Raw genomic sequence first — 19,728 nt, 5'->3', positions numbered from 1 at the left:
CGCTTTCGCGAAAGCGTATACATCTTCAAATTTGAGATAATTTATGACACATATGAAGTCTATATAACACAACATTACTTTTAACAAAATTAAAAGCTACAACTAACTGAAAATTAGTATTTTTAATCTAAACATCAATCATCATGAAATTAATTTACTTCATATTTTTATTAGTATTCCCTTTTTCGCTTCTTGCTCAAGAAGATTTAAACCGCACTTGGTTTTTAACAGAGCTTACCGTAGATGGAAATGCTATAAATATCCCTAATGAAGAAGGTCAAGATGGATATCCTACATTATCTATTTTAATAAATGACGCAGAAGGTCAAGTAGAAGGCATTGGTATTTGCAATAGTTTTCTATCCTCCATGCCAATTTCTACTACAGAAACCATGATTACATTAGACATTTCTCATACGCTTGTTTTTTGTGAAACACAAGAAGAAATTGATTTTGAATTTGCTTATTTTAATTTTTTAGGAACGCCCGAATCTCAAGATTTTAATTATAGTATTGCACAACAAGGAGACTTTAGCATAGAGTTAGTGATTACAAAATCCAATGGAGATACCGCTGTCTATAGTTCTACAAATCCTAATATTCCTGAAAATCTCACACAAGAACCTTGGTATTTAGATTATTTTGAAATAGATGGAGTCGCCCAAAACTATCCAACTCAACAAGACGGACAACTTAATGATTATTCTATTAGTTATTTTGAAACAGGAGCCGAATTAAACCAAGGATACATATGTTTTTATGGCGGAGGCGGCACTTATTCAGCATTTAATTATTTTGGAACACAAACAATCTCTATAAGTTATCTTGCTCAACTTGCCATGGATTGCGGTGTAGAAATTTTAAATAATTATGATGGAGCATTTACAACGCAATTAGAAGGTAAAACACACACCTATGAAATCATAGAAGAAGGGCAAGGAAGACGCCTTATTCTTACGGACACTAATGGAGATCGCATTTTTTACACCAATGCCTTTTTAGGTACAGAAGAATTTACTCAAGTTGCTGTTGAATTATTTCCTAATCCTTCATCAGACAAACTCACCATTACTGGAGAAGAGATAGATCGCATACAATCCTATCAAATAATAGATATTCAAGGAAGGGTTGTCTCTAAAAATACATTTACTATCACTATTGATGTAGAAAGCCTTGCTACAGGTATGTACTTTTTAAAATTACAAGGAATACAAACAGAAACTACACATCGTTTTATAAAAAAATAAAGCTTTAAAAAATGCATAATATCTTGTAAAGCAGATTTACTACTCGCTTTTTAGTTTTTTCAATTACTTATCTATAGAAAAACCCTATCTCAGTATATGTTAGAATAATGTTAGGTTCTATTGAAAAAAGCTACTTATGGCGTATATTTGCATATTATTTAAAATCTTATGATTAAAGTAACAACAGAAGCAAAAACAAGAATCGCGAGTCTTATGCAAGACGACGGGTATGACATTGCTACAGACTATGTAAGAGTAGGTGTAAAGAGCGGTGGATGCTCAGGTTTATCATATGATTTGAAATTTGACAAATCACAGGCAGACGAGGATAAAGTTTTTGAAGATAATGATGTACGCTTAATTGTAGACAAGCGTAGTTTTTTATATCTCATTGGCACTACACTAGAATATAGTGGAGGTCTTAATGGAAAAGGGTTTGTATTTAACAATCCAAATGCACAGCGTACCTGTGGATGCGGAGAAAGTTTTTCATTATAATAAAACTAATGGGCCAACGGGAGAATGAAACAGTTTAGAGATAAACGCACCACCTTTTTGTTCTCCTAAAGCCCTATTAAGTGTATTATTAAACGTACATAGATTGATTATAAAAATCAATCATAGCAAAAAAAAAATGGCATATACTGAAGACGATTTAAGGGAAGAGCTTAAAACTAAAGAATACGAATACGGTTTTTATACCGATATTGATTCTGAAACATTTCCTGTAGGGCTTAACGAAGATATTGTGATAGCCATCTCAAAGAAAAAAGAAGAACCAGAATGGATGACAAAGTGGCGCCTTGAAGCTTTTCGCCATTGGTCAAAAATGGAAGAACCAGAATGGGCAAATGTTAATTATGACAAGCCAGATTTTCAGGCAATTTCTTATTATTCTGCTCCCAACTCAAAGCCTAAGTATGATAGCTTAGATGAAGTTGACCCTGAATTACTGGAAACTTTTAAAAAATTAGGTATTTCTATTGATGAGCAAAAGAAACTTGCTAATGTAGCGATGGATGTCGTTGTAGATTCTGTTTCTGTAGCAACTACTTTTAAAGACACCCTTGCAAAAAAAGGGATTATTTTTATGAGTATTTCTGAAGCGATCAAAGAACATCCAGAACTTGTAAAAAAATATATCGGAACTGTTGTACCACAAAAAGACAACTTTTATGCTGCACTAAATAGTGCCGTATTCTCAGATGGATCTTTTTGTTACATTCCAAAAGGGGTTCGCTGTCCTATGGAGCTTTCTACTTATTTTAGAATTAACCAAGCAGGAACAGGCCAATTTGAACGTACACTTGTTATTGCTGATGAAGGTAGTTATGTAAGTTACCTAGAAGGATGTACAGCTCCTAGTCGTGATGAAAATCAACTGCATGCCGCAGTTGTTGAATTAATTGCTCTTGACGATGCTGAAATTAAATATTCTACAGTGCAAAACTGGTATCCTGGAAACAGTGAAGGAAAAGGAGGAGTATTTAACTTTGTAACAAAACGTGGTATTTGCGAGAAGAATGCAAAAATATCTTGGACACAAGTAGAAACAGGAAGTGCAGTTACTTGGAAATATCCTAGCTGTGTACTTAAGGGAGATAATTCTATTGGAGAGTTTTACTCTATAGCTGTCACTAATAATTACCAACAAGCAGATACAGGAACAAAAATGATACACTTAGGAAAAAACACTAAGAGTACTATTATTTCTAAAGGAATTTCTGCTGGAAAATCACAAAATTCTTATCGTGGTTTAGTAAAAATAAATGCAAATGCAGACAATGCCCGTAACTTTTCACAATGTGATAGTTTATTAATGGGTAATGCATGTGGAGCACATACATTCCCATATATAGAGGCAAAAAACAAATCTGCACAAATTGAGCATGAGGCGACGACCAGTAAAATTGGAGAAGATCAAATCTTTTACTGTAACCAACGCGGAATCGATACCGAGAAAGCAATAGCACTTATTGTAAATGGTTTTAGTAAAGAGGTTCTTAATAAACTTCCTATGGAATTTGCTGTAGAGGCACAAAAATTACTAGAAATTAGTTTAGAGGGAAGTGTAGGATAATCAATATCTATAAGCATCTGGTAAAATCATGAAAAAGATTATCACATTAGTAGCTATTGCAATTATTATGATTGCTTGTAAGGAATCTTCTACAGAAAACACACCTGTTCAAGAAGAGATTAAAACTCCTGCTAAACCCGCTGTTGCATTATATACATTTGACGGAGGTTCTGTAGGTGCAAATAATTTAAATGTATTTGCTCAAGGAGACACTTACAAAGGAGAATCTAAACAATTAGTTGATGCTTTTTATGTGGTAAAACATCCTAAAGGTGTTTTATTATGGGATACTGGATTACCTGAAGGTTTTGTGGGTCAAGAACCTTACACAACTCCTGATGGAGCTTTTACCGTTTCTCGCAAAGATTCTATCTTAAATCAACTAGCTACCATCGGAATCAAAAAAGAAGATGTAGATTATATTGCGTTTTCTCATATTCACTTTGATCATACAGGTGCTGCCAATCACTTTGCAGCATCAAAATGGCTCGTACAAAAACCTGAATTTAATTTTGCAATAAGTGAAGACATCAAAGGAAATGGTTTTTATGTTACTGACACCTTTAAAGAACTTACGAATGTAATTGGACTTTCTGGAGACCACGATGTATTTGGAGACGGTAGTGTTATTATAAAGTCAATGCCTGGTCACACACCTGGACATCAAGTACTTTTTATTGATTTACCAGAAAATGGACCCACATTACTTTCTGGAGACATGTATCATTTTCAAGAAAACAGGGATGGAAAGATCATTCCAGCATTCAATCACGACCTTGAGCAAAGTAAAACTGCGATAGCTGATTTTGAAGCTTTCGCGAAAGCAAAAAATGCTAAAGTATATATACAACACGAGCCTGCAGACTTTGCTAAAATGCCTGTAGCTCCTAAAGCACTTAACTAATAAGCCTTATGAAAAAAATTGTCATTTTATTGGTTCTAACAGTAAGTATTATAAGCTGTAAAAACGAAACTAAATCTGAAGAAGTTCCTACAGAGACAAACGTAGCTACTGATAGCAAAAGTAATGATGGATTAAAAACCATAGAAGGAGAATTTCTATTTGTAGAAGGAGCTGGTGTTATTATGGGTAAGAATTTTATTTATGGAGTGTCTATAGATGAAATGACAGAAACACTCATCAAACAAGTTTCATCACAACAAAGAGACAAATTTGATATGGTCCCTGTGATTATAAAAGGAGAAATCAATCCTAAACCTGAAGGCAGTGATGTTTGGGATGAGATTGTAACGATTAAAGAAATTATTAAAGTTCTTCCTCCAAAAGGAGAAGAGCCTATAAAAATAGAAACAGGAAAATAAACAGCCTGCAACAAAAAGTAATAAAAAGCACTATGTTAACAGTAAAAAACCTGCACGCAGGTATAGAAGAAAAAGATATCCTTAAAGGAATCAATCTTGAGATTAAAGCTGGAGAAGTACATGCCATAATGGGACCTAATGGTTCTGGTAAAAGTACACTATCATCTGTGATAGCTGGAAAAGAAGAATATGAAGTTACTGATGGTGATATCTTTCTTAATAAAGAATCTATTTTAGAAATGGATCCGGAAGAACGTGCACATGAAGGTGTGTTTTTATCTTTTCAGTATCCCGTTGAAATCCCTGGGGTAACCGTTACAAACTTTATTAAAACGGCTATCAATCAAACTCGTAAAGCAAAAGGACTAGAAGACATGCCTGCTAGCGAAATGCTTAAAATGATACGTGAAAAGTCAGAGCTTCTTGAAATAGATCGCAAGTTTTTATCTAGATCTCTTAATGTTGGGTTTTCTGGAGGAGAAAAGAAACGTAATGAGATTTTCCAAATGGCAATGCTTGAGCCTAAATTAGCGATACTTGATGAAACTGATTCTGGTCTTGATATCGATGCGTTACGTATTGTAGCTAATGGTGTAAACAAGTTACGTAGTGAAGACAATGCTGTTCTAGTAATTACACATTACCAAAGACTTTTAGATTATATCGTACCAGACGTAGTACACGTACTTATGGATGGTAAAATTGTAAAAACAGGAGGAAAAGAACTTGCTCACGAGCTTGAAGAAAAAGGATACGATTGGCTTAAAGAAGAAGTTAACGTATAAATAAGTTATAAGTTAAAAGCGTAGGTTTAAAGTATTATAAAATTTTAGACTCACGACTCATAACTCACAACCAAAAAATATGAGTTTAAAAGATAAATTAGTAAGTTCACACATCGTTTTTCAAGACAGTCTTGATCCAGATTCTCCTATATACGACATACGTGGCAATGCTATAAAAACATTTGAAGCAGAAGGCTTTCCTACTAAAAAGGACGAGGCTTGGAAATATACATCACTTAATAGCATTTTAAAGAAAGACTACAATATCTTTCCTACTAAAAAATCTTCATTAGATTTTAAAGATGTAGAACGTTATTTCATTAATGATATAGATACATACAATATCATTTTTGTAGATGGTGTTTTTAATGCACACTTATCATCAACTACACATGATGGCATTGATGTATGCACTATGAATTCTGCCTTAACAAAATCTAAGTATCAACAAGTCATTGACGTATACTTTAATAAGATTGCAAAAGAAGAAAGTTTAACTTCGCTAAACACTGCATACGCAAGAGATGGTGCTTACATCTACATTCCTAAAGGAAAAGTAGCAGACAAGCCTATTCAGATTATTCATTTTGCAACAGGATCACAAGAAGCAGCACTTCTGCAACCACGTAACCTTATTGTTGCCGAAGAGAATTCAGAAGTACAGATTATAGAACGTCATCAGAGTCTATCAGATAGTCCTACATTTACAAACTCTGTTACTGAAGTATATGCCGCAAAACGTGCAATTGTAGATTATTATAAAATCCAAAATGACAAGTTAGATGCGTCTCTTGTAGATACTACAGAAATAGAACAACATGGAGAAAGCATTGTCTCTGTACACACCTTTTCACTAGGAGGAAATATTACGCGTAATAATCTTAATTACTATCAAAAAGGAGAACGTATAGATTCTATCCTAAAAGGAGTAACACTCATAGAAGGAAAACAACACGTAGATCATAATACATTGGTTCATCATATAGAGCCAAATTGTGAATCACACCAAGACTACAAAGGTATCTTTGCAGAGAGTGCAACAGGTGTTTTTAATGGAAAGGTCGTTGTAGAAAAAGAAGCACAAAAAACAAACGCTTATCAATCTAACAATAATATCCTGATAGATGATAAGGCAACCATCAATTCAAAACCTCAATTAGAGATTTTTGCAGATGACGTACGTTGTTCACATGGTTGTACTATTGGACAACTAGATGAAAGCGCTTTATTCTATTTACAATCTAGAGGAATTGCAAAGAAAGAGGCAAGAGCATTATTAATGTATGCATTTGCAAACACGGTATTATCCAGTGTGAAAATACCGCAATTAAAACAGCGTATCACTAAGCTTATTGCCAAGAAAATCGGCGTAAGCATAGGGTTTGAGATATAAAATAAATTATAATCATATATCAAAAATACCCGCCCTAAAAGCGGGTATTTTGATACTAAGAAGGCTCTACTAAAATGGCAGCAACAACATCACATACCACTTTTGACGTACAAAACATCCGAAAAGATTTTCCAATACTTTCCAGAAAAGTAAATGGACAACCTTTAATCTATTTTGATAATGCTGCTACTTCTCAAACACCACAAGCAGTGATTGATGCTATTGTAGATTATTATTCAAACTACAATGCAAATATTCATAGAGGCGTGCATGCACTTTCTCAAGAAGCCACAGATGCTTATGAAGAAGCACGCATTAAGATTCAAAAACATTTTAATGCGGCAAAGTCACATGAGGTGATACTCACTGCCGGAACAACACATGCCATTAACTTAATTGCAAATGGATACAGTGCCCTGTTACAAAAGGGAGACGAGATATTGGTATCGGCATTAGAACATCATAGTAATATCGTGCCTTGGCAAATGCTTTGTGAGCGTACAGGCGCTATTTTAAAGGTCATTCCTATGACGCAAAGTGGGGAGTTAGATATGGACGCTTTCGCGAAAGCGATCTCAAACAAACTGAAACTTGTATTTGTAAATCACGTATCAAACGCATTGGGAACTATAAACCCTATAGAACATATTATCGCTGAAGCACATAAAGTAGGCGCTGCTGTAGTGATAGATGGCGCACAAGCAACACCACATATCAAACCAGATGTACAAGCACTCGACGCCGATTTTTATGTAGCCAGTGCTCATAAAATATGTGGTCCAACGGGAGTAGGTATTTTATACGGAAAAGAAGCGTTATTAGAAAAACTTCCGCCATACCAAGGTGGTGGTGAGATGATAGATCAAGTAACCTTTGAAAAAACCACATATGCAGGACTACCTCATAAATTTGAAGCAGGAACACCAAATATTTGTGGTGGTATTGCAACGGGGGTTGGACTCGATTACATGAATGCGATAGGGTTTGATGTGATTGCAAATTATGAAGAAGAATTACTTCAATATGCTACTCAAAAATTACTTCAAATTGAAGAGCTTAAAATCTATGGAGAGTCTTCCAAAAAAACTGCTGTAATTTCTTTTAATGTAGGAGCTATCCATCCCTATGACATCGGTACGATCTTAGACAAATTAGGTATTGCTGTACGTACAGGACACCACTGCGCACAACCTATCATGGATTTTTATCAAATTCCTGGTACCGTAAGAGCATCCTTTTCGTTCTATAATACAAAAGAGGAAATAGACACGTTTGTAAAGGGCGTTGAGCGTGCTGTGATGATGCTCTCATAAAGAATCGCTTACTATGATTACTATTTCTGATCAATTAGTATTACAACCTATCACGGCAGAAGATCAACCTAAGTTGTTTGAACTCATGAAGCGTATCTATCCGCCAGCCTATAAACATTTCTGGCAGGATCAAGGGAATTGGTACATCAATAATTTATATACTCTTGAAAACCTTAAAAAAGAGCTTCAAGAAAAAGGATCGTATTATTACTTTATACGCTCCTGCCTGCCGGCGAGGCAGGTTCGCGAAAGCGTACAAAACAAGTATACTACAATAGGTATATTTAAAATTATAGAAAATTGCATCTATCCCGAACAACCCGAAATGCTTAGTTTTAAAGTACACCGCATTTATTTGGACACATCCATACAAGGCAAAGGCTTTGGAAAACAGCTTATGCAATATGCGCAAACGCGTGCTAAGGAGACGGGGCATCAACTCATATGGCTAGATGCCATGGACCAACACCCACAGGCAATGTCATTTTACAATAGATTAGGATATGTAAAAGGAAACTTACAAAGTTTAGACTTTGAATTGCTATATCCAATCTATCGTCCTATGTGGTATCTATACAAACATCTATAATTTCTATACCGTCACGATGACAGTTGGCTATTTGGGCATTATCTTTGCCTAACTAGTATACAATGATGTTACGATTATATATAGTATTAATTTCCTTGAGCATGACATACTCATGTACTACAACTCAAGAAGTAAGCACTCAGGAGACGCCTGCTCCTTTTGTAGGCACCTTTATAGTCAATAGCTTGTATGGCCAAGCGGTTGAAGGAAATGATTTAAATATTAAAATTAATGATCGAACTTCAAAAATTTCAGGATTTGCGGGGTGTAACACCTATAGCCTTGGATATACAGAAAATAAAAACACTGTGACCTTTTCTCATATAATAAGTACAAGGGTTCTTTGCGAGGAAGGAGTAATGGAAAAAGAAAGACAGTTTTTAAATATCTTTACGACTACAAAAGAATTTAGCATCCAAAAAGACACCTTGGTGTTATATGATAATGGAAAAGAAATTTTAAAAGCAACACGCTTTATATTTTAATTATGGCAACAATACAAGAAATACAAGAAGAGATCATTGACGAGTTTTCTATGTTTGACGACTGGATGCAACGTTATGAATATATGATAGACTTAGGAAAATCATTACCTCTGATTAGCGAACAATACAAAACAGACGATTATATTATTAAAGGGTGTCAAAGTAAAGTGTGGGTACATGCCGACATGAAAGAAGGTGCTATTGAATTTACTGCAGATAGTGATGCCATTATTACTAAAGGGATTATCGCTATTTTAATCAGAGCTTTCTCAGGACAATCACCACAAAATATTATAGATGCAGATACTGCGTTTATAGATGAAATAGGTCTTAAAGAACATTTATCACCAACAAGAGCAAATGGTCTTGTAAGTATGATTAAACAATTAAAGTTATATGCAATTGCATATCAAACGCAATTGAATTAACGTTATAAACAAAAACAAAATCCTTGATAACTTGGGTGAAATTCCCATTTTAAACTAATAATCATGAGATTTCCACCTATGTGGAAATGACACTAATAATTACGAAGATGCGATGAGATTATCACCTTCGTGAGAATAAAACAAATTATGAGCGACACAACAATAAACACAGAAGAGTTAGGCGAAAAAATAGTTCGTGTTATCAAAACAATATACGATCCAGAAATCCCAGTAGATATTTACGAACTTGGGTTGATTTACGACGTATTTGTAAATGAAGATTATGACACAAAGGTTTTAATGACATTAACCACTCCGAACTGTCCTGTCGCAGAAACACTTCCATTAGAAGTAGAAGAAAAAATAAAGTCTATTAAAGGAGTAAATGATTGCGAAGTCGAAATTACCTTTGACCCTCCTTGGTCTCAAGAACTGATGAGCGAAGAAGCAAAATTAGAGCTTGGTATGTTGTAAAATAGCAATAAATAATTTACTGTAAACCAAGGAGTTTTGGTAGTTGTTCACTACTATAAATGAGCTTACATTTAAAAAATAGCACCTCATGGATGAAATTGTAAATAGAGTAGCCAATAGTAAACTGATCACGTTTGATCTTGAAGATTTGTATGCATCAGGAGCGCGCATAACCATAGATATTTCTCAATGGCTAGAAGAAGGCTTCATATTAAGAGAAAAACGCTTTCGCGAAAGCGTATCCAACCATGACTGGACACAATATCAAGATGCCTATGTAGTATTACATTGTAGTACAGATGCTATTATTCCTGCTTGGGCACACATGCTTGTTGCTACACAATTACAGGGCATTGCAAAAAAAACAATTACAGGATCATTAGAAACGCTAGAAACAATTCTATACACAGAAGCTATCTCAACATTAGATACAACACCTTACCAAGATAGTCCCGTGATTGTAAAAGGATGTGCTAACAAACCCGTTCCTAAAAATGCGTATTTATTGCTTATAGAAAAATTACAACCTGTTACCAAAAGTTTACTCTTTGGAGAAGCCTGCTCTTCGGTGCCCTTATACAAGAAAAAGAAATAACTCCATTTGATTTTTTTAGCATTTACACTACTTTAGCGCGCTTATTCAATCTCACTAATAATGCGTTTTTACATTCTAACTCTAACATGCCTGTTATCATTTTCTCTTTTTGCTCAAGACAAGTCAAAAGAAAAGAAAACTAAAAAAGATTCTATTGAAACGGGTTGGAAAAGCAAGGGTATGCTTGAACTCTTATTTAACCAAAGTGCTTTTAATGATGAATGGCAAGGCGGAGGGACTTCAAATATAGCTGGCAACTTTAATTTAAGCCAAGATCTTAATTATAAAACTAAAAAAATAAGCTGGGACACAAAACTAATAATCAACTTAGGATTAGCCATTGCAAGAGACCAAGAATTTGTGCGAAAAACTACAGATCGATTTGAGATAAATAGTATTTTTGGAAGTAAAATACCAGAAACAAAATGGTACTATTCTGGGATTATCAACTTTAGAACACAGCTTCTCGCAGGTTTTGAGTTTTTTAACAAGGATATCCTTAATGAACAAGGAGAAATTACAGAAATTGCACAAGACAGAAGAAAAATAACAGATGCCTTTTCTCCTGCTTACTTACAAATAGGCCCTGGAATCTTATGGAAAGAAAGTGATGATTTCAAAATCAATATAGCGCCTGCAACTGCTCGATTTATTTTTGTAAGCCCTCGTTTTACTAGCGTAGATGAAAATGATCCTGAAGCTCTAGAAAATTATGTTCCATTTTTTGGAGTAGAAGCAAACAGAACAACACGTTTTGAACTAGGTGCTTCTTTAAGTGCTTATTACAAGGAAGAACTCATTGACAATATTATATTTGAAAACACATTAAATCTATATTCTGATTATTTAGAAAACACAAAAAATGTAGATTTAGACTACACTCTTAATATTGCGATGACAGTAAATAAACATATCACCACCAATGTGGCACTACAACTTATTTATGATGAAAATGCTATAAGCGGACTTCAAGTACGAGAAGTTCTAGGGGTAGGGCTTAAGTATTCTTTCTTTGATTGGAAATCATAATCCGATTTGTACAAATAGTGAAAATAATAAAATATCGACCTCCAAATCGACAAAACATTATTTTTAAACGTCGTACTACACAAAAAATAAGCTTATCATTAATTAAAATTAATTTTTGATCAGAAAGTCTATCTTTGTATTAGAAATTACAAATCAATTATATTATGAAAAAAATCGTTGTATTAGCGACAGCCATGCTACTGACTATCAACTTATCTGCACAAACAGAAGAAGAGTTAAAAGAGCAGCAAGCACCTAAAAAGGCAGAGATAGCAAAATTACAAGGAGAAGTAGATGCATTACAAGCTCAAATAGACGCATTGCCAGGATGGAAAAAAGGAGCTTTTGGAACGATAGGAGGAAGTATTTCTCAATTTAGTGATTGGTTTTCTCAAGGAACTCCTAATGTATCTTCTGGAAACATAGCATTTACTGTAAATGGATATGCAAATCTTAAAGAAGAAAAATTCTTCTGGCGTAATGCTGCAAATATCAATTTAGGATGGGTAAAGTTTGACGATAAAGATAACCCTGATGATGATGATAGCTTTAGAGCAGGAACAGATGTATTTAACATCTCTTCTTTATATGGTAGAAATGTTGCAAAAAACTTTGCAATTTCAGGACTTGCCGAATATAGAACAACTATTCTAGACAACTTCAATGATCCTGGATATTTAGATCTTGGGGTTGGAGGTACATGGACACCTATTCCAAATTTAGTAGTAGTAGTACACCCATTAAACTACAACTTTGTATTTAGTAGTGGAGACACTGTTTTTGAATCTTCTTTAGGAGCAAAAATTTTAGTAGACTATACGCGTAAAATAGGAGCAATTAATTTCAAGTCTAACCTTTCTGCATTCCAAAGTTATGAATCTAGTGATTTATCAAACTGGACATGGACCAACTCTTTTGGATATACATTATGGAAAAAGATTGGTGTTGGATTTGATTTTGGTTTAAGAGGTAATAGACAAGAAACTATAAACTTTGTAAATAATCAATTACTTGCTGCAATGCCTATGGCTACACCTTTTGAATTAGGTGATGATAGTGTAGATGATGAAATCCAAAGCTATTGGACATTTGGACTAAGCTACGCTTTCTAATAAAAAATTAATTCGAAAAATAAGAACCCACTCGTTTTGAGTGGGTTTTTTTATGCTTTCGCAAACCTGCCTCACTGGCAGGAGCGTACCAAGAAAATTTAATCAGGATAATACCAAAAGGGAATCCTAGCAACATCCCTTGTTACAATAGAATCTCTTCTCAGTGCTTTTCTAGTAATATATAATGTATGCATTCCGCGAGTAAGATCTTTTAAATCTAAAACCGTCTCATACCCTCTTTGATTCTTAAGATTATGTGACATAATATAACTAGCAGGTATAATTGTATCATCCAATTTAATTGTAATCACTCCTTCTAGCAAACTTATATAGTTCTTAAACTTAGGGTATGCAGTACTATCATTTTCAATATTAAATTGCAAATTAATTCCTCCTAATTCATAGCCTCGCTTATCTTTTTCAGGTACTAATGTGCTATCTATTTTATAAATAACATCCTCTATAGCAATCCTATGTTTTATAAAAACTGGCAATGCAGATTCCCTTATAATCTTAGAAGGAATAGCAGCCGATTTCACAAAAGCACTTGCTTTATCTGCTATTTCATCATCATAATTTAAAACACGAGCATACTCTGATCTATTATTCCAACGATCTATATGAAAATTTGACTCTCTTATATTTACAGAAAACAACAAAAGACCTCCAATAAAAACAGGAATCAATACTGCCAAAATACGCTTTCCAAGTTTATTATCTAATAAGTTATAAAGTAAAGGCCTATATAAAAACGAAAAGGTCACTCTACTCATTAGTCTATAAATCGGGAAATAGATTAAAGCCAACCATTTTTTCTTTTTCAAAAACCCTTGCGTAAAAAAATCAACCGCTGTCATAAGGATAGCGATAATCATAAATACAACTATAATAGAACCTATCACCTCACCTACTGCACTAGCTCCAAACACATAATCAATAATTCCTACTACGGCAGCAAAAAAACCAATGGTAATAAAAAAGGAGAGAAAGAAAAAGACTAATAAAAAGGATAATGCAAATATGAGACTACAGTAATCTTCTAGTTTTGCAATGTATTTATCAAAAGACCCAATACGCTTTTGGAGATATTTTTTAAATTTATCTGTATAATTCAACACATCATAATCTATATCTCCTGAAAAATAACGCAACCCTACAGCACCAATCCAAAGTCCTCTTAAAATCACATGAATAATCAAACAAATAGTCAGAGACAAAAGGCATATAATAATTGCAGCAAATCCAATTCCTGCAATAGCACTAAGCGTATTATCATCCATTGATTTTGCACCAACAGAATTGGTGATCTTAATAATAGGTTCAAAAGCTTGAATCAATCCCAAAATAGCAACTCCAGAAATAATGAGTTCCAATTGCCAACTTTCTTGCTGTAAAATGTCAAGCCATTTTTTAAACTTAGAATCTTCGTGTTTAGGAAGCATATGTGAGATGGTTAGTTACACAATAATAAGTAAAGATTTTTAAAAAATTGTTACAAAAAAATGCAAGTCTAATAGACTTGCATTTTTTTATCTTAGTATGAGATACTTATCATATCCCTTCTTCATATTCTGGATACAGAAAACTATTATAAGGAAAACGCGTCACATGAATCTCACGCACACGTTCATACACTTTCTTCCTAAATACTTCAAAATTATCTTTATTTAATGCAGATATAAAAATAGAATCTCCATTAGTACGCGCCATCCAAGTTTGCTTCCACTCATCTAATGAGTAATGCGCCATCGTACGCTCTATCATCAAATCTTCTTCATCATAAGCTTCAGGTTGATACGCATCTATTTTATTAAACACCATAAGCACTGGCTTGTCAGCACTTTTGATTTCATCTAAAATCTGATTTACAGAAGCAATATGATCTTCAAACTGAGGATGAGAGATATCTACCACATGCAATAACAAATCGGCTTCTCGCACTTCATCTAGTGTACTCTTAAAAGAATCTACCAACTGCGTAGGCAACTTACGTATAAACCCTACTGTATCAGAAAGCAAGAAAGGTAAATTTCCAATCACTACTTTACGCACTGTAGTATCTAACGTAGCAAAGAGTTTATTTTCTGCAAACACTTCACTTTTACTCAAAGTATTCATGAGTGTAGACTTTCCTACATTGGTATATCCTACTAAAGCTACACGTACTAGTGCTCCACGATTACCACGTTGCGTAGCCATTTGTTTATCTATAGTTAGTATTTTCTTTTTAAGCAACGAAATACGATCTCTTACAATACGTCTATCCGTTTCAATTTCTGTTTCCCCAGGACCACGCATTCCAATACCTCCTCGTTGACGCTCTAAGTGAGTCCATAATCCAACAAGTCTTGGTAATAAATACTCATATTGCGCAAGCTCCACTTGTGTACGTGCATAACTTGTTTGTGCTCTTTGCGCAAAAATATCAAGGATCAGATACGTTCTATCTACAATTTTACATCGTAAAATACGCTCTATATTTTTTTGTTGTGCAGGTGTAAGCTCATCATCAAAAATAACTGTCCCCACTTCATGTTGCTCTACATACGCAGCAACATCTTCCATTTTTCCTGTACCTATAAACGTTTTAGGGTTCGGTTTTTCTAGCTTTTGAGTAAACCTCTTAAGCACTTGCCCTCCTGCCGTATAGGCTAGAAATTCTAACTCGTCCAGATATTCGATCATCTTCTCCTCATTTTGAGAACGTGTAACCAGTCCTATCAGGACACATTTTTCATAATTTGTTTTCTCGGCTTCTAGCATAAAGGCAAAGGTAGCAAATAGGTTCTATCCTTTTTAGTAAATTAGTAACCCGATATCATTTTTATGAAAGATAATTCCGCTTTCGCGAAAGCGAACCCAGCATCAAAAAAAATAAGCGTTGCATTTTACAACCTAGAAAATCTCTTTGACACTCAGGATGACCCTGAAACATTGGATGACGATTTTACCGCCGAAGGATATAAAAACTGGAACAGCAAACGATACACCAAAAAGCTAAACAAGCTAAGTCGTGTGATCTCAGAAATTGGACACGAAGAAACCAATAGCTCTCCATCAATAATAGGTGTAGCAGAAGTAGAAAATAAAGCTGTACTTCAAAAACTCATAGAAACTCAAGCCCTTGAAGATCTTGGATATGACATTGTGCATTATGATTCTCCAGATGAGCGAGGTATTGATGTAGGTTTATTATACCTAAAAGAAGATTTTGAAGTTATAGACAGCGAGACCGTTTCTGTATACTTAGAATCAGAATATGGAGAACGTGACTACACGCGTGATATATTACATGTAACTGGAAACTTAATGGGTGTAAGAACACATATCCTCATAAATCACTGGCCTTCCAGACGAAGTGGCGTAGAAGAGTCGCAACCTAAACGAATTACAGCTGCTCAAAAAAACCGAATGATTATAGAGCGCATTGAAGCAGAAGAACCAGAAGCTCGTATCATTGTTATGGGTGATTTTAATGATGGGCCACATAATGAAAGTATTAAAAACCATCTCGTCCAAAAAGATCTTTACAATCCTATGGTATTTCTAAATACTAGGTATGAAGGAAGCCTTAATCATGATTTTGAATGGTATCTTTTTGACCAGATTATTTTATCTACAAATTTTATGCGTATGCATGAAAATACACTTAGATATGATAAATCAGATATCTATAATAAACATCACTTAACAGAATTTAAAGGACGTTTTAAAGGCAATCCGTTTCGGACTTATGCAGGTAGAAGATACTTAGGAGGATACAGTGATCACTTTCCTGTGTACTGCATCTTTAAGCATTTATAAATTAAAAAGCCTGCGTTAAATACCGCAGGCTTTTCTATGACAACTCAGTATTTTTAATTACTGCTTTATAAATCTTTTAGTTACAGCGAGTCCATCTTTCGAAACAAATCTCACGAAATACATTCCTGATGATAATTTAGACACATCAACAGAAAGAGAATCTTGCTTAGGATTCATCTTTTGCACAATAGTTCCTGTAGAAGAGAAAATAATGATCTCTTCATAAGTTTCATCCAGAACATCAATTGTCAACTGTGATTTAGCTGGATTAGGATACAGCTTAATATTATCTTTTGAAGCTTCAGTAAATGAGCGTAAAGCTGTAATTGTAGGTGCTTCATCTTTTGTTCTTAATGAACTTACATTATCACCAGATACAATTACCTGATCTATCCATATTTGATCATTATTTGCGCTCGCATCACAACGAATACGAAATCTATTGGAAGCATTAAAGTTAAAATTACTGCTATCTAATGTGATGGTATCTGTAAAGAAAGATCCATTAGAAAAATCTGTTCCACTCACATACTGACCAATTACTTGATACGAAGATCCATTAAAGAATTCAACAAAATAATCTTCTCCATTTTCCATACTAGTTGCAAACGAATGGAATTCGATCGTTACTTGATTATTTCCTGATAAATCTAATACAGGTGAGACCATATTTGAAGAATTAGAGTTATCTCTTAATCGTATTGAGAATGATCCTTCAAAAGAATTTGTGGTAGATTGCCTTGCACAATCACTTCCTCCATCGATCCATCCATCAAAGCCAGTCTCAAAGAAATAACCAGCAATCACACCCGGAGTACCACCATTATCTTCAAGTGTGGTAAATGAGGTAGTAGCATCTCCTGAAACATTTCCTGCTGCATCCACAGCATTTACAGAAGCATTATATAATGTTAGTTCTGTAAGTCCCGTCACATCAAATGTTGTGGTTGCAGAAGAACCTACACTATTCCCATCTATAGAAATAGTATAACTCACGACACCTACATTATCTGAAGAAGCATTCCAACTAAGTGTTGCACTATTGGAAGTAATATTAGAAGCGACTAGGTTTGTTGGATCAGTTGGAGCTTCAGTATCTGGAGGTCCCGCTTGTAATTGGAACGCACCAACAACACCTCTCCTTCCACTATTCATATACTCATTAATAAACCAGAAGGTAGAACCGTCAGAAGGATCTACATCCATTTTACTATAATCACCATAACGAGTGCCAGGAATTTTAGCATCACCATTAGCTATCAATCCTTCCATAACTGTCATAGTTCCTAATGGATCTGTACTCATTCTTCCTGTATAATATGAACTTACAAACACAGTTGATGGTGTACTAGGTCCTGACATAGACGTATATCCCATTCCTATATTACCTTGTGCATCCATAGCCATACTTGCATTCCAAGCATGTCTGCCATCTGGTGCTGTATATGTACCTTCTTGATATAATGACCAAGGTTGATTATCTCCACTCTGGCGAAATTCATACCAACGTACTGCTGCTTGTTCCCCAGAACTCGCATCGGCATCTACTACAAAATTAAAAACAGCTGAGTTATGCGTAGCAAACTTTCTAAATTGCGCTTGATTCATAATAGTTGCTTGTAATGCATCTATACTAATACGTCTTCCATTTCCTGGTTGTAATAAATTTGAAAAACTTCCATTATCAAATACACTTATAAAAGGAGTTGTATTAATTTGTGTTGGATTGGACACTGTTGAACTTGACGGGTTAGACCAATTCACATCAGCAGTCCAAACTTTGATGTGATCTACAGATACTCCATTCCAAGCATCATCTTGGAGGTATACAATGGTTGCTCCTCCTGGTGCAGGCAAATTGCTATCTGTTACATTTAATGCTTGCGGGCTAAAAAATCCACTTGTTACTATCCCAGGAAGATTAAACCCTAAAATTTGAGCATTTGGATCTCCTACTAACATGGCATCTCTCTCTAATGCCCATAATCTATTTGAACCACCTGTGTTTTCAGTGATATAATATCCATCACTCCATACCGATAATTTTTGGTAATCTTGTATTCCAGAAATTGTATACACAAACCAGTTTGCTGTAAGCGGGTTTGGACCGTCAGAAACTGCTACTTGAGCTCCTGATCCTAAGAATGAAAGCACCCATCTATCTGCAGCATTATCATAAGACACTGTAAGATCACAACAACCTCCAGAAGGAAAAATGGCAGGATTTGGAGCAGTTTGCCCCAATAATTGATTCCCAGATTTATCATAAATAGCAAAACCTGTATTGAATACAACCATTACATGATTAGGACCCACAGCCAGTGAAGGATCTGTAGGCTGTGATCCCGATGCATACGCATCAAAAACAACACTTGCAGGAGCCATGCGAACACTTTGCTCCATTTCATGCCTATTTCTTACAAAATAATCATTCTCAACTTGAGGATCTTTCCCTTGAACAATTTGTGGAGCTAAAGACCTCTTGTCTTTGGCTTCTTTTACAGAATTATCTGGTGCTACAAGGTCATTAGGCCTAGATAATAAAGAACTCACATACTCTACAGAAGAGATTTTACCTTGGAAAAAAGGCTTTTCCTTGTCTTCTATTTGTCCATAAGACAAAAAGGGAAGTAGACAGAACACTAAAAATAGTAGTTTAAATTTCATAAATTTTGGTTTAATTAATTAGCAACGTGTAATATACAAATAAAAAATCACTCAGTCGGATTGAGTGTTTTAGCCATACCTCATGAGATTCATCATAATCCTAAAAAAAGCATTCACATACCAAAAGCTATGCTTAAACAGACTGTTTTCTGGAATTACCATACTTTATAAAAACCTTAAAAGATGCTTTTTAACACAATTACGACTTTCGAAATCACAAATAAAGAAGATAACAATTGTTAGTCGTCGATGATTTTGTGCTTTATATCTAAAAAAAAAGTTAACGTTTTGTAACCTTCTTTTTTTGTTTAACCTTAGTAACATTAAAAGACAAAATATCTTCTTTTTATAGTTGCTTTTGTTTTTAGAAAAAATAAATCCTACTAATCAAAAAAAGATACCCG

Annotated in this window: 19 protein-coding genes; 16 read left to right on the top strand and 3 right to left on the bottom strand. The window is 34.6% G+C overall.

Annotated features, from left to right (window positions below):
* Positions 1-143: 143 nt before the first annotated feature.
* From Q1A01_RS03300 to Q1A01_RS03230, 15 genes are all read left to right on the top strand, one after another.
* Complete coding sequence (locus Q1A01_RS03300; protein ID WP_299675939.1) at positions 144-1,247, top strand: T9SS type A sorting domain-containing protein; 1,104 nt, start codon at positions 144-146, stop codon at positions 1,245-1,247.
* Between the two features lie 168 nt (positions 1,248-1,415).
* Positions 1,416-1,745: an iron-sulfur cluster assembly accessory protein gene (locus Q1A01_RS03295; protein ID WP_299675936.1), complete on the top strand. Its 330-nt coding sequence runs from the start codon at positions 1,416-1,418 to the stop codon at positions 1,743-1,745.
* Positions 1,746-1,881: 136 nt separating this feature from the next.
* Positions 1,882-3,327, top strand: a complete 1,446-nt coding sequence (gene sufB, locus Q1A01_RS03290) for a Fe-S cluster assembly protein SufB (RefSeq protein ID WP_299675933.1) — start codon at positions 1,882-1,884, stop codon at positions 3,325-3,327.
* A 28-nt stretch (positions 3,328-3,355) separates the two neighbouring features.
* A complete protein-coding gene (locus Q1A01_RS03285; protein WP_299675930.1) occupies positions 3,356-4,231 on the top strand; it encodes an N-acyl homoserine lactonase family protein in 876 nt (291 codons plus the stop codon).
* An 8-nt stretch (positions 4,232-4,239) separates the two neighbouring features.
* The gene (locus Q1A01_RS03280) at positions 4,240-4,650 is read left to right on the top strand and encodes a hypothetical protein (RefSeq protein WP_299675927.1); all 411 of its coding nucleotides are present in this window, start codon (positions 4,240-4,242) and stop codon (positions 4,648-4,650) included.
* Between the two features lie 32 nt (positions 4,651-4,682).
* The gene (gene sufC, locus Q1A01_RS03275) at positions 4,683-5,435 is read left to right on the top strand and encodes a Fe-S cluster assembly ATPase SufC (protein WP_299675924.1); all 753 of its coding nucleotides are present in this window, start codon (positions 4,683-4,685) and stop codon (positions 5,433-5,435) included.
* Positions 5,436-5,514: 79 nt separating this feature from the next.
* Complete coding sequence (sufD, locus tag Q1A01_RS03270; protein ID WP_299675921.1) at positions 5,515-6,828, top strand: Fe-S cluster assembly protein SufD; 1,314 nt, start codon at positions 5,515-5,517, stop codon at positions 6,826-6,828.
* A 74-nt stretch (positions 6,829-6,902) separates the two neighbouring features.
* On the top strand, positions 6,903-8,141 hold the full coding sequence (locus Q1A01_RS03265; protein WP_299675918.1) for a cysteine desulfurase: 1,239 nt from the start codon (positions 6,903-6,905) through the stop codon (positions 8,139-8,141).
* Between the two features lie 13 nt (positions 8,142-8,154).
* Entirely contained in the window at positions 8,155-8,730 is a 576-nt protein-coding gene (locus Q1A01_RS03260; RefSeq protein WP_299675916.1) for a GNAT family N-acetyltransferase, read from the top strand.
* 101 nt (positions 8,731-8,831) lie between these two features.
* On the top strand, positions 8,832-9,215 hold the full coding sequence (locus Q1A01_RS03255; protein WP_299675914.1) for an META domain-containing protein: 384 nt from the start codon (positions 8,832-8,834) through the stop codon (positions 9,213-9,215).
* 2 nt (positions 9,216-9,217) lie between these two features.
* A complete protein-coding gene (locus Q1A01_RS03250) occupies positions 9,218-9,643 on the top strand; it encodes a SufE family protein (protein ID WP_299675912.1) in 426 nt (141 codons plus the stop codon).
* A 147-nt stretch (positions 9,644-9,790) separates the two neighbouring features.
* Positions 9,791-10,117: an SUF system Fe-S cluster assembly protein gene (locus Q1A01_RS03245; RefSeq protein WP_299675909.1), complete on the top strand. Its 327-nt coding sequence runs from the start codon at positions 9,791-9,793 to the stop codon at positions 10,115-10,117.
* Positions 10,118-10,205: 88 nt separating this feature from the next.
* Positions 10,206-10,712 (top strand): DUF2480 family protein, encoded by a 507-nt coding sequence (locus Q1A01_RS03240; protein ID WP_299675906.1) that lies wholly within the window; start codon positions 10,206-10,208, stop codon positions 10,710-10,712.
* 60 nt (positions 10,713-10,772) lie between these two features.
* Positions 10,773-11,741, top strand: a complete 969-nt coding sequence (locus Q1A01_RS03235; RefSeq protein WP_299675903.1) for a DUF3078 domain-containing protein — start codon at positions 10,773-10,775, stop codon at positions 11,739-11,741.
* A gap of 164 nt (positions 11,742-11,905) precedes the next feature.
* Positions 11,906-12,853: a DUF3078 domain-containing protein gene (locus Q1A01_RS03230; protein WP_299675900.1), complete on the top strand. Its 948-nt coding sequence runs from the start codon at positions 11,906-11,908 to the stop codon at positions 12,851-12,853.
* A gap of 98 nt (positions 12,854-12,951) precedes the next feature.
* Here the strand turns inward: Q1A01_RS03230 and Q1A01_RS03225 are convergent, their stop codons facing one another.
* The gene (locus tag Q1A01_RS03225) at positions 12,952-14,295 is read right to left on the bottom strand and encodes a hypothetical protein (protein ID WP_299675897.1); all 1,344 of its coding nucleotides are present in this window, start codon (positions 14,293-14,295) and stop codon (positions 12,952-12,954) included.
* A gap of 109 nt (positions 14,296-14,404) precedes the next feature.
* Positions 14,405-15,616 carry a GTPase HflX gene (hflX, locus tag Q1A01_RS03220; protein WP_299675894.1) on the bottom strand — a complete coding sequence of 404 codons (1,212 nt, stop codon included), beginning with the start codon at positions 15,614-15,616 and terminating at the stop codon, positions 14,405-14,407.
* Between the two features lie 63 nt (positions 15,617-15,679).
* Between hflX and Q1A01_RS03215 the strand changes: the two genes are divergently transcribed.
* The gene (locus Q1A01_RS03215; RefSeq protein ID WP_299675891.1) at positions 15,680-16,657 is read left to right on the top strand and encodes an endonuclease; all 978 of its coding nucleotides are present in this window, start codon (positions 15,680-15,682) and stop codon (positions 16,655-16,657) included.
* Between the two features lie 57 nt (positions 16,658-16,714).
* Here the strand turns inward: Q1A01_RS03215 and Q1A01_RS03210 are convergent, their stop codons facing one another.
* Positions 16,715-19,324 (bottom strand): T9SS type A sorting domain-containing protein, encoded by a 2,610-nt coding sequence (locus Q1A01_RS03210; protein ID WP_299675888.1) that lies wholly within the window; start codon positions 19,322-19,324, stop codon positions 16,715-16,717.
* Positions 19,325-19,728 lie beyond the last annotated feature (404 nt).

This window comes from uncultured Dokdonia sp., assembly GCF_947492815.1.
Classification (GTDB): Bacteria; Bacteroidota; Bacteroidia; order Flavobacteriales; family Flavobacteriaceae; genus Dokdonia.
The sequence above is the reverse complement of the archived record's forward strand: the minus strand, read 5'-3'. Positions and strand labels throughout refer to the sequence as shown.

Coding starts and splice junctions, on each gene's coding strand:
- Q1A01_RS03300 (WP_299675939.1), top strand. CDS start 144: ATGAAATTAATTTACTTCATATTTTTATTAGTATTCCCTTTTTCGCTT.
- Q1A01_RS03295 (WP_299675936.1), top strand. CDS start 1,416: ATGATTAAAGTAACAACAGAAGCAAAAACAAGAATCGCGAGTCTTATG.
- sufB (WP_299675933.1), top strand. CDS start 1,882: ATGGCATATACTGAAGACGATTTAAGGGAAGAGCTTAAAACTAAAGAA.
- Q1A01_RS03285 (WP_299675930.1), top strand. CDS start 3,356: ATGAAAAAGATTATCACATTAGTAGCTATTGCAATTATTATGATTGCT.
- Q1A01_RS03280 (WP_299675927.1), top strand. CDS start 4,240: ATGAAAAAAATTGTCATTTTATTGGTTCTAACAGTAAGTATTATAAGC.
- sufC (WP_299675924.1), top strand. CDS start 4,683: ATGTTAACAGTAAAAAACCTGCACGCAGGTATAGAAGAAAAAGATATC.
- sufD (WP_299675921.1), top strand. CDS start 5,515: ATGAGTTTAAAAGATAAATTAGTAAGTTCACACATCGTTTTTCAAGAC.
- Q1A01_RS03265 (WP_299675918.1), top strand. CDS start 6,903: ATGGCAGCAACAACATCACATACCACTTTTGACGTACAAAACATCCGA.
- Q1A01_RS03260 (WP_299675916.1), top strand. CDS start 8,155: ATGATTACTATTTCTGATCAATTAGTATTACAACCTATCACGGCAGAA.
- Q1A01_RS03255 (WP_299675914.1), top strand. CDS start 8,832: ATGACATACTCATGTACTACAACTCAAGAAGTAAGCACTCAGGAGACG.
- Q1A01_RS03250 (WP_299675912.1), top strand. CDS start 9,218: ATGGCAACAATACAAGAAATACAAGAAGAGATCATTGACGAGTTTTCT.
- Q1A01_RS03245 (WP_299675909.1), top strand. CDS start 9,791: ATGAGCGACACAACAATAAACACAGAAGAGTTAGGCGAAAAAATAGTT.
- Q1A01_RS03240 (WP_299675906.1), top strand. CDS start 10,206: ATGGATGAAATTGTAAATAGAGTAGCCAATAGTAAACTGATCACGTTT.
- Q1A01_RS03235 (WP_299675903.1), top strand. CDS start 10,773: ATGCGTTTTTACATTCTAACTCTAACATGCCTGTTATCATTTTCTCTT.
- Q1A01_RS03230 (WP_299675900.1), top strand. CDS start 11,906: ATGAAAAAAATCGTTGTATTAGCGACAGCCATGCTACTGACTATCAAC.
- Q1A01_RS03225 (WP_299675897.1), bottom strand. CDS start 14,295: ATGCTTCCTAAACACGAAGATTCTAAGTTTAAAAAATGGCTTGACATT.
- hflX (WP_299675894.1), bottom strand. CDS start 15,616: ATGCTAGAAGCCGAGAAAACAAATTATGAAAAATGTGTCCTGATAGGA.
- Q1A01_RS03215 (WP_299675891.1), top strand. CDS start 15,680: ATGAAAGATAATTCCGCTTTCGCGAAAGCGAACCCAGCATCAAAAAAA.
- Q1A01_RS03210 (WP_299675888.1), bottom strand. CDS start 19,324: ATGAAATTTAAACTACTATTTTTAGTGTTCTGTCTACTTCCCTTTTTG.